The sequence below is a fragment of the Hamadaea tsunoensis DSM 44101 genome (assembly GCF_000428945.1).
Lineage (GTDB): Bacteria > Actinomycetota > Actinomycetes > Mycobacteriales > Micromonosporaceae > Hamadaea > Hamadaea tsunoensis.
In genome coordinates, this window is the sequence record NZ_AUAX01000018.1 from 60,250 (window position 1) to 71,095 (window position 10,846).

The 10,846-nt window shown below is 75.1% G+C and carries 2 protein-coding genes; both read left to right on the top strand.

The features are described 5' to 3' along the window. Positions 1 to 93 precede the first annotated feature (93 nt). The gene (locus G401_RS48085; protein ID WP_245601828.1) at positions 94 to 9,972 is read left to right on the top strand and encodes a type I polyketide synthase; all 9,879 of its coding nucleotides are present in this window, start codon (positions 94 to 96) and stop codon (positions 9,970 to 9,972) included. Position 9,973: 1 nt separating this feature from the next. Continuing rightward, positions 9,974 to 10,846 carry a nucleotide disphospho-sugar-binding domain-containing protein gene (locus G401_RS0124470; protein WP_027344559.1) on the top strand — a complete coding sequence of 291 codons (873 nt, stop codon included), beginning with the start codon at positions 9,974 to 9,976 and terminating at the stop codon, positions 10,844 to 10,846.

Genomic DNA, 10,846 nt, shown 5'->3' on the forward strand with positions numbered 1-10,846 from the left:
GTCCGGGCCGCCCGTGCGGGCGCACCGCGTCTGGGGGACCGGTCACGCGGTTAGGGGTGGGACCGGATCGGCGCCGCTCTTACGGTGATGCTCGTGAACACGCCCGAGGAGAAGCTGGTCAATGCCCTGCGCGTCTCCCTCAAGGAGACCGAGCGCCTGCGCGAGCAGAACAAGAAGCTCGCCGACGCCGCGCGGGAGCCGATCGCGATCGTGGCCATGGCCTGCCGGTTCCCCGGCGGCGTACGCACACCCGAGCAGCTGTGGGATCTCGTCGCCCGCGGCGGCGACGGGGTCGGGCCCTTCCCGGCCGACCGGGGGTGGGACCTGAGCCGCCTCTACGACCCGACCGGCGAGCGCCCCGGTACCAGCTATGTCCGCGAGGGCGGCTTCCTGCACGAGGCGCCCCTGTTCGACGCGGACCTGTTCGGCATCAGCCCGCGCGAGGCGCTGCTGATGGACCCCCAGCAGCGGCTGCTGCTGGAGCTGGCGTGGGAGGCGTTCGAGCGCGCGGGCGTCGCGCCGCCGTCGGTGAAGGGCAGCCCGGTCGGCGTGTTCGCCGGGACGATGTACCACAACTACCCGGGCAGCTACGGCTCCTCCGGTGTCCTGTCCGGCCGGGTTTCGTACGCCTTCGGCCTCGAAGGCCCGGCCGTCACGGTCGACACCGCGTGCTCCTCGTCCCTCGTCACGCTGCACCTCGCCGTGCAGGCGCTGCGGCAGGGGGAGTGCTCGATGGCGCTGGCGGGTGGCGTGTCGGTCATGGCCTCACCGCGGACGTTCGTCGAGTTCAGCATCGACGGCACGCTCGCGCGCAGCGGCCGCTGCCGGGCGTACGCCGACTCGGCCGACGGCACGGGCTGGTCGGAGGGGGCCGGCCTGCTCCTGCTGGAGCGGCTGTCGGACGCCCAGCGCCTCGGCCACCCCGTGCTCGCCATCGTCCGGGGTACGGCGGTCAACCAGGACGGCGCCTCCAACGGCATCACCGCCCCGAACGGCCTCGCCCAGCAGCGGGTGATCCGGCAGGCGCTCGCCAGCGCCCGGATCTCCGCCGACCAGGTGGACGTCGTCGAGGGCCACGGCACGGCCACCACCCTCGGCGACCCGATCGAGATCCAGGCGCTGCTGGCGGCGTACGGGCAGGACCGGGCGGAGCCCCTGTGGCTGGGCGGGCTCAAGTCCAACCTCGGCCACACCCAGGCGGCCGCCGGTGTCGCCGGCGTCATCAAGATGGTCATGGCGCTGCGCAACGGCGTACTGCCGCAGACCCTGCACGTGGACAAGCCTTCGTCGCTGGTGGACTGGACGGCGGGCAGCGTCAAGCTGCTCACCGAGGCGCGGCCGTGGACGGCGAACGGGCGCCCCCGCCGGGCGGGCGTGTCGTCCTTCGGGCTCAGCGGCACCAACGCCCACGCCATCATCGAGGAAGCCGACGCGGTCACCGCGCCGGCCCGTGACGCCGTGCGTACGCCGGGACTGGTGCCGTGGGCACTGTCGGGCCGGGGCCGGGCGGCTTTGCGTGCCCAGGCGCGGCAGCTGGCCGGGGTGGCCGGTACGCCGGACCTCGCGGACGTGGGCTACACGCTGGGCCGGTCGCGCGCGGCGCTCGACCATCGGGCGGTCGTACTCGGCGCGACGCGCGGCGACCTGCTCGCGGGCCTGACCGCGCTGGCCGAGGGCGAGCCGTCGGACACGGTGCTGACCGGTGAGGCGACGGCCGGCGGAACGACGGCGTTCCTGTTCACCGGGCAGGGGTCGCAGCGGCTGGGCATGGGCCTTTCGCTGTCCGATCGGTTCCCGGTGTTCGCCGAAGCCCTGAACGAGGTCGTGGACCGGTTCCCCGGTCTGCGTGAGGTGATGGGGGGCTCGTCGGCGGCCGAGCTGGAGTCGACGGGGTGGGCGCAGCCGGCCCTGTTCGCGTTCGAGGTGGCGATGTTCCGTCTCGCACAGTCGCTGGGCCTGAAGCCGGATGTCCTGATCGGACATTCGATCGGCGAGGTCGCGGCGGCCCATGTCGCCGGTGTGTGGTCGTTGGACGACGCGGTGCGGCTGGTGTCGGCGCGGGCGAGCCTGATGCAGGCGCTGCCGGCCGGCGGGGCGATGGTGTCGCTGGCCGCGACCGAGGCTGAAGTGCGGGCGGCGCTGAAGCCGGGTGTCGACATCGCGGCGGTGAACGGGCCTCGGTCGGTGGTGATCTCCGGGGCCGAGGACGCGGTGCTGGCAGTCGCGCAGGGTTTCGCGACGAGCAAGCGGCTGCGGGTGTCGCACGCGTTCCACTCGTCGCTGATGGACCCGATGCTGGCGGAGTTCCGGGCGGTGGTGGCGTCGCTGACCTTCACAGCGCCGACGATCCCCCTGGCGACGTCGGGCGACGTGCTCGATCCCGAGTTCTGGGTGCAGCACGTACGCCAGCCCGTCCTGTTCGCCCAGTCCGTCACGTCCTCGGGCGCGCGGCGGTTCATCGAGCTGGGGCCGGACGGCACGCTGACCGGCCTGGCGACCCTGTCCGCCGACGGTCCGGCGGTCGCCCTGTCCGCCCGCGACGGCGACGAGGCGGACGCGCTCACGACCGGGCTGGCGCGGCTGCACGTCGGCGGGACCGACGTCGACTGGAGCGCCTACTTCACCGGTGCCGCCCTGATCGACCTACCGACTTACGCCTTCCAGCAGGAGCGTTTCTGGCTGGAGGCGTCGGCCACCGACGGCGACCCGGCCTCGCTCGGCCTGGAACCCGTCGACCACCCGATCCTGTCCGCCGCGACGGTGATGGCCGACTCCGACGGGATCGTCCTGTCGGGACGGATCTCGACCGAGACGCACGCCTGGCTCTCGGACCACACCGTCGGCGGCGCGATCGTCTTCCCGGGTACCGCCTTCGTCGAACTGGCCGTCACCGCCGGCGCGCACACCGGTACGCCGCAGGTGCGGGAACTCGCCATCCACTCGCCGCTGGTGCTGCCCGCCCGCGGTGGCGGGGTACGCGTCCAGGTCGCCGTCGGCGCGCCCGACGCGTCCGGCAGCCGGTCCCTGACCGTCTACTCGCGACCCGAGGGCGACGGCGAGATCGCCACGTGGACGCGGCACGCGACCGGCGTACTGGGAACAGGATCGGAGCAGGCCTCGTTCTCGCTGGCAGCGTGGCCGCCGGCCGGAGCCGAGCGCGTCGAGATCGCCGGGGTGTACGACGAACTGGCCGACGCGGGGCGGCTCGCGTACGGGCCGGTGTTCCGGGGGCTGCGCCAGGCGTGGCGGCGCGGCGACGAGGTCTTCGCCGAGGTCGGACTGCCCGAACAGGCCCGCTTCGGCGCCGAGGACTACGGGCTGCACCCGGCCCTCTTCGACGCCTCGTTGCACGCGATCGGCGCGGCCTCCTTCGACGAGGCGCCGTCGGCGACCGTCTCCCTGCCGTACGCGTGGTCCGACGTGGTCCTGCACGCCTCCGGCGCCGCGACGGTACGCGTACGCATCGTTCCGGTGGGCGGCCCGGACACGGTCAGCCTGCAGATCGCCGACCCGGACGGGCAGCCCGTCGCGTCGGTCGGCTCCCTGCTGCTGCGGCCGGTCGCCGCCGAACTGCTCGTGCAGGCGGGCGCCCCGGTGGCCCCGTCCGCGGCCGAACCCGTCCACGACGCGCTCTTCGGAGTCGGCTGGACGCGCCTGCAACCGCCGGCCGCCGCGCTGTCCATCGCGGAGCTGGCGGGCGTACCGGCGGCGGGGCCGGTCTCCGACCTGCTGCTGCTGCGCGTGACGGGCGGGCCGGACGCGGACGCCGCCCGGTCCGCCGCGAAGGAGGCGCTGGCCGGAATCCAGCAGTGGCAACGCGAGCCGCGCTTCGGTTCGGCCCGGCTGATCGTGCTGACGTCCGGGGCCGTGGCGCTGCCCGGGGAGGACGTCACCGACCTCGGCGCCGCCGCCGTACGCGGACTCGTCGCCTCGGCGCAGGCCGAGAACCCCGGGCGTCTGTACCTTGTGGACCATCGATCCGGCGACGGCGCGGACGGGGCGCTGGCGCTCCTGCCCGCGATCGTCGCCTCGGGGGAGACGGACGCCGTCGTGCGCGGCGACACTGTGTGGGTCCCGCGCCTGGCCCGCGCGACCGGCCCGGCCCGCACCTCGGAACCGAGTGCTGCGGGAAACCCTTGGCAGGGAACGACTCTCATCACAGGTGGCACCGGGGCACTGGGCATGCTGCTCGCCCGCCACCTCGTCGCCCGGCACGGCGCCCGCCGCCTGCTGCTGGTCAGCCGGAGCGGCCCGCAGGCACCGGGTGCGGCCGACCTCGTCGCCGAGCTCACCGCGCAGGGCTGCGAAGCCGAGGCGGTCGCGTGCGACCTGACCGACCGCGCGGCCGCCGAGGCCCTGCTGGCGGCGTACCCGGTCGACGCGGTCGTGCACGCGGCCGGCGTCCTCGACGACGGCATCGTGCCCTCGCTGACCCCGGAACGGCTCGACGCCGTCCTCGTGCCGAAGGCGGGCATCGCCTGGAACCTGCACGAGCTGACCGCCGGCCGGCAGCTGTCGGCGTTCGTCCTCTTCTCGTCGGCGGCCGGCGTGCTCGGCGCGCCCGGGCAGGGCAACTACGCCGCCGCGAACACGTTCCTCGACGCGCTCGCCGCGCACCGCCGGGCGCGGGGACTGCCCGCCCAGTCGCTCGCCTGGGGACAGTGGGCGCTCGACGGCGGCATGGGCCACGCCGACGGCCACTCGCTCACCCCGGCCGAGGGGCTGGACATCTTCGACCTCGCGCTCGGGCTCGACCAGCCGCTGCTCGTCCCGATCAAACTCGACCTCGACGGCATGCGCGCCAACCCGATGGGCGTACCGGAGCTGCTGCGCGACCTCGTCGCCCCGGCCCGCCGCGCCCGCGCGGTACGCCAGGCGGGGTCGGAGTCGCTGATCAGCCGGCTCGGCCCGCTGGGCGTACCGCAGCGCTACGACGCCCTGCGCGAACTGGTGCTCAGCCACACCGCCGCCGTGCTCGGGCACGCCGCGCCGGAACTCATCGACCCCGACCGCATCTTCCAGGACCTCGGCTTCGACTCGCTGCTCTCGGTCGAGCTGCGCAACCGGCTGAGCGCGGCGATCGGCGTACAGCTGCGGTTGACCGTGATCTTCGACCACCCGACCGCCCGGGACCTGGCCGTACGCCTGCACGCCGAGCTGTTCGGGGAGACCGCCGAGTCGACGGAGGTCGCCGCGCCCGTCGTGGCGACCGACGATCCGATCGCGATCGTCGGCATGGCCTGCCGCTACCCGGGCGGGGTCGGCTCGCCCGACGACCTGTGGCGGCTCGTGGCCGCCGGCGGCGACGGCGTCTCGGCGTTCCCGCAGGACCGCGCCTGGGACATGGACTTCTGGTCCGGCCAGCTCGCCGCGATGGGCAAGCAGCCCGAGGGCGGCTTCCTCGACGGGGCCGGCGACTTCGACGCCGCGTTCTTCGGGATCAGCCCCAACGAGGCGATGATGATGGACCCGCAGCAGCGGCTGCTGTCAGAGGTCTGCTGGGAGGCGCTGGAGCGCACCGGCCTCGACCCGCTCACCCTCAAGGGCAGCTCCACCGGCGTCTTCGTCGGCAGCATGGGCTGCACCTACGACCCGGGTCCGGTCGCCGTCGCGCCGGAGAACGTGATCTTCCGCGCCACCGGCGTCCTGGGCAGCATGGTGCCCGGCCGCGTCGCGTACACCTTCGGGCTGGAGGGGCCCGCGGTGTCGATCGACACGGCGTGTTCGTCCTCGCTCGTGGCGCTGCACACGGCCGTGCAGGCGCTGCACGCGGGCGACTGCTCGCTGGCGCTGGCGGGCGGCGTGTACGTGCTGGCGAACCCCGAGTCGTTCGCGCACACCCGCGGCACCGCGGCCGACGGGCGCTGCAAGTCCTTCTCGGCGGAGGCCGACGGCGTCGGCTGGAGCGAGGGCGTCGGCGTCCTGGTGCTGGAGCGGCTGGCCGACGCGCGCCGCAACAAGCACGAGGTGCTCGCCGTCGTCCGGGCGACCGCGGTCAACCAGGACGGCGTCTCCAACGGCCTGACCGCGCCGAACGGTTTCGCGCAGGAGCGCGTGATCCGCCGGGCGCTGGCCGTCGCCGGGCTGGAGGCGTCCGAAGTGGACGCGGTCGAGGGGCACGGCACGGGCACCACGCTCGGCGACCCGATCGAGGCCAACGCGCTGCTGGCCACCTACGGCCAGGGCCGCCCCGACGACCAGCCGCTGTGGCTGGGCTCGGTGAAGTCGAACATCGGGCACGCCCAGGCCGCGGCCGGGGTCGCCGGTGTCATCAAGATGGTGCAGGCGCTGCGGCACGGCCGCCTGCCGCAGTCCCGCTACGCCGGGACGCCCACCGAGGGCGTCGACTGGACGAGCGGCAACATCAAGCTGCTGGCCGAGACGATCGCGTGGCCCGACTACGGCCACCCGCGCCGCGCCGGCGTCTCCGCCTTCGGCTACAGCGGCACCAATGCGCACGTGATCATCGAGCAGGCGCCGGAGCCGGAGGAGGCACCCGTCGAAGCGCCGCGGCCGGTCCGCTCCGGCAGCGTGCCGGTGCCGTGGCTGCTGTCGGCGCGTACCCGGGAGGCGCTGCCGGACCAGGCCGCCCGGCTGCTGTCCTACACGATGGCGCACCCCGACCTCGACCCGCTCGACATCGGCTACTCCCTCGTGACCGCCCGCAGCCCGTTCCCGCACCGGGCGGTCGTCGTCGGCGCCGACCGGGCCGAGCTGACGGCCGGCCTCATGGCGCTGGCCCAGGGCAAGGCCGCACCGGGCATCGGTACCGGGCGTACGCGACCCGGGCGCAAGGCCGCCTTCCTGTTCTCCGGCCAGGGCACGCAGCGCCCCGGCATGGGTGCCGCGCTGTACCAGGCGTACCCGGCGTTCGCGTGGGCGTTCGACGAGGTGGCCGACGCGCTCGACCGCCACCTCGACCGGCCGCTGCGCGACGTGCTGTTCGCCGAGCCGGGCACCCCGAACGCCGCCCTGCTGGGCCAGACCTCGTTCACCGTCGCCGGCCTCTTCGCGGTGCAGGTGGCGCTGTTCCGGCTGCTGGAGTCGTGGGGCCAGCGGCCCGCGTACGTGCTGGGGCACTCGACCGGCGAGCTGGCGGCCGCGCACGTGGCGGGCATCCTGTCCCTGCGCGACGCCGCGAAGCTCGTCGTCCACAGAGGACTGCTGCTGCAGGAGGTCGCCGGCGGCGCCGTGGTGGCCGTCGAGGCGAGCGAGGACGAGGTGCGGCCGCTGCTGACCGAGGGCGTCGGCATCGCCGCCGTCAACGGACCCCGGTCCGTCGTCGTCTCCGGCGACGAGGAGCCGGTCCTCGCGCTGGCCGCGAGCCTCGCCGAGCGGGGCCGGCGCACGAGCCGGCTGGCCATCAAGCAGGCCGTGCACTCCCACCACGTCGACGACATCCTCGACGACCTGCGCGACGTCGCCGCCGGGCTCACCTTCAACCCGCCCCGCCTGCCGATCGTCTCGACCGTCACCGGGGACCTCGTCGAGGACGAGATGGGCGGCGCGGCGTACTGGGTCGACAACTGCCGGCGGACCGTGCGGTTCCTCGACGGCGTGCGTACCCTCGCCGACCTCGGGGTCAGCCGCTTCGTCGAGCTGGGACCGGACGCCACCCTCGCCGGACTCGTCGGCCTCGCCCTCGACGGCGACGACGTGGTCGCGCTGGCCACGCTGGGCAAGGACCTCAGCGAGCCGGTCTCGGTGCAGCTGGCCGTCGGGCGCCTCTACGCCGACGGGCTCGGCGTCGACGCGTCCCGCCTGTTCACCGGGCGCGACGCGCGCCGCGTACCGCTGCCCACCTACGCGTTCCACCGCACCCGCTACTGGCCCGAGGTCGACGCCAAGGCGCTGATGGCCCGCGACGGCGGCGCCCCGGCGGCCGGGCTCGACCGCATCGGGCACCCCGTGCTCGGCGCCGCCCTGCGCCTGGCCGACTCCGGCTCGCTCGCGCTCACCGGGCACCTCTCGCTCGCCACCCAGCCGTGGCTCGCCGACCACCGCGTCGGCGGCGCCGCGATCCTGCCCGGCGCGGCCTTCGCGGAGCTCGCCCTGCGCGCCGGGGACGAGGCCGGCTGCGGGCGCATCGAGGCGCTGACCCTCGAACTGCCGCTCGTCCTGCCCGAGCAGGGCCGCGTCCAGCTCCAGGTCGAGGTCGGCGCGGCTTCCTCCACGGGTACGCGTACCGTCACCGTCCACTCGCGGGCGGAGGAGCCGGGCGCGCCCTGGCTGCGCCACGCGGCCGGGGTGCTCGCCGAGGCCGTCGCGGCCGAACCGGCCGCCGTCGCCTGGCCGCCCGCGGGGGAGCCCGTCGACCTGACCGGGTTCTACGAGGGGCTGGCCGAGGCCGGTCTCACCTACGGACCGGCGTTCCAGGGCCTGAAGGCCGCCTGGCGCTCAGGTGCCGACGCGTACGCCGAGATCGACCTCGGCGACCTCGACGTCGACGGCTTCGGCCTGCACCCGGCCCTGCTGGACGCCGCCCTGCACGCGATCGGGTTCTGCGGCGGCGTACGCGCCGGCGGCCTGCCGTTCGAGTGGTCGGGCGTCCAGATCCACGCCACCGGCGCCACCGCGGTACGCGCCCACGTCCGGCCGATCCACGAGGACGCCGTGGCGATCGAGCTGTCGGATGTGGACGGACAGCCGGTCGCCTCCGTCGCCGGTCTGGTGCTGCGGCCGATGACGGCGGTACCCGCGAACCGGGTGCTCGCCGAGCGGTCGCATCTGACCCCGGCGCGCCGCACGGCCGCCCGCCGGTCGCGTACCGCGAACCCGGGGGACACGGCGCAGCCGATCCGCGACCTGATCCTCGAACACACCATGGCCCTGCTCGGGTACGCCAGCGCCGACGCCATCGACGCCGACCGGCCGTTCCTGGAGCTCGGCTTCGACTCGCTGACCGCGGTCAACCTGCGCAACCGCATCGCGTCGGCGACTGGGCTGAACCTGCCGGTGACGGTCATCTTCGACGTGGAGAGCCCGGCGGCACTGGTCGACCACGTGCTGGGCCTGCTCGGCGGCGGGGGCGCCGCGCCCGCCACGGCTCCCGCGGACGACACGCCCGCGGTCGCGGGCCCGGTCGCCGACCCGGTCTCCGCCGCCCTGCGCGAGCTGTTCGCCGACGCCGTCCACTCCGGACGCACCGCCGAGGGCATGGCGCTGCTGAGCGCGGCGGCCAACCTGCGCCCCGCCTTCACGACCGTTGCCGAGGCCGGCACCCCGCCGAACCCCGTCACGCTGAGCCAGGCCGAGGGCCCGAAGGTGATCTGCCTCGCCACCCCGGTCGCGCTCGGCGGACCGCAGCAGTACGCGCGGATGGCCGCCGCCCTGCAGGGCAGCGTCGCTCTGACGGCGCTGGGCATGCCGGGCTTCCGGGCCGACGAGAAACTGCCCGCCACCGCGGAGGCCGCCGTCGAGGTGCTGACGGCGAGCGTACGCGCGGCCGCCGGGACGGGACCCTTCGTGCTGCTCGGCTACTCCTCGGCGGGCGTGCTCGCGTACGCGGTCGCGGCCCGGCTGGAAGCCGAAGGGCGGGCCCCCGCCGGCGTCGTCCTCGTCGACACCTATCCGGTCAACGCCTCCGACATCACCGGCGACGGCGGCGAGGTGCGTACGCGGTCCTTCACCGATCTCGCGGTCGGCATGCTCGCCCGGGAGTCCACAGGGGACGCCTTCGACCGGACGAAGCTGACGGCGATGGCCCGGTACATGGACCTCCTGCCGGCCGTGGTGTCGCCCGACATCGCAGCGCCGACCCTGCTGCTGCGGCCCGAGGAACCCTTCGCCGAGCGGGAGGGCCCGGACGACGGGTCGTGGCGGACCAACTGGAGCCGGGCGGACGACGTGCGCACGGTGCCGGGCAACCACTTCACCATCGTCGTCGACGCCGCCGAGACCACGGCGCACAGCCTGCGCGACTGGCTCGCCGGGCTCGCCCCCGCCGCGAAGCGGGCCGGCCGGAGGCGGTGACATGCGCGTACTGCTGAGCACTCCGGACTCCCTCGCGCGGCTGCACCACCTCACGCCGCTCGCCTGGGCCCTGCGTACCGCCGGGCACGAGGTCCTGGTCGCCGCGCCCCCGAGCCTCACCGCGGCGGTCCAGCTCACGGGTCTCGTCGTCGCCGAACCCGGCCCCGACGGGCTGGCCGGCTTCGCGGCCGCCTGGGGCGCCGGCATGGTGGTCTGGGACCGTCAGGCCCCGACCGCCGCGGACGCCGCCCGGTCCGCCGGCGCGCTCGGCGTCTGCCTGCGCGGGCTCGCCGACCACCGCACCCCCTCGGCCTTCGACGATTGCGGCGCGGATCTCGTCGTCGACACGACCCCGCCACCGCTGCGGTCGCTCGCCGCCGAACCCGACCTGGCGATGCGGCACATCCCCTACGACGGGCTCACGGAGATCCCCTCGTGGCTGCGGCGCAAGCCCCGCCGCGAGCGCGTCTACCTGCACGGCCTGCCCCGGCCCGGCGTCCTGCCGGCGCTCGCCGGGCTGCCCTTCGAGATCATCTGCGCCACACCGCTCGACCGGCTGCCGGCCTCCGGCGTACCCGACAACGTCCGGGTCCTCGACGCCGTCCCGTTCGCCGCCCTCGCGCCGACGTGCGCGGCGGTGCTCCACTCCGGACAGTCCGAGGTCGTCGCGGCCGCCGTCGTGGCCGGGCTCGTGGAGATCGACCTCACCACCCTCGCCGACGACGCCCTCGCCGAGCGGGTCGTCGCGGCCGTGCGGGATCCGGGTGTACGCGACGCCGCCGCCGGACTGCGGGACGCGGCCTGGGCGATGCCCGCCCCCGGTACGGTCGCCGCGCGGCTCGCCCGGCGCGTGACCGAGGGGGTGCCGGCGTGA

What these genes read in the sequence shown, in the direction of transcription:
- G401_RS0124470 (WP_027344559.1), top strand. Translation starts at nt 9,974, where the DNA reads ATGCGCGTACTGCTGAGCACTCCGGACTCCCTCGCGCGGCTGCACCAC.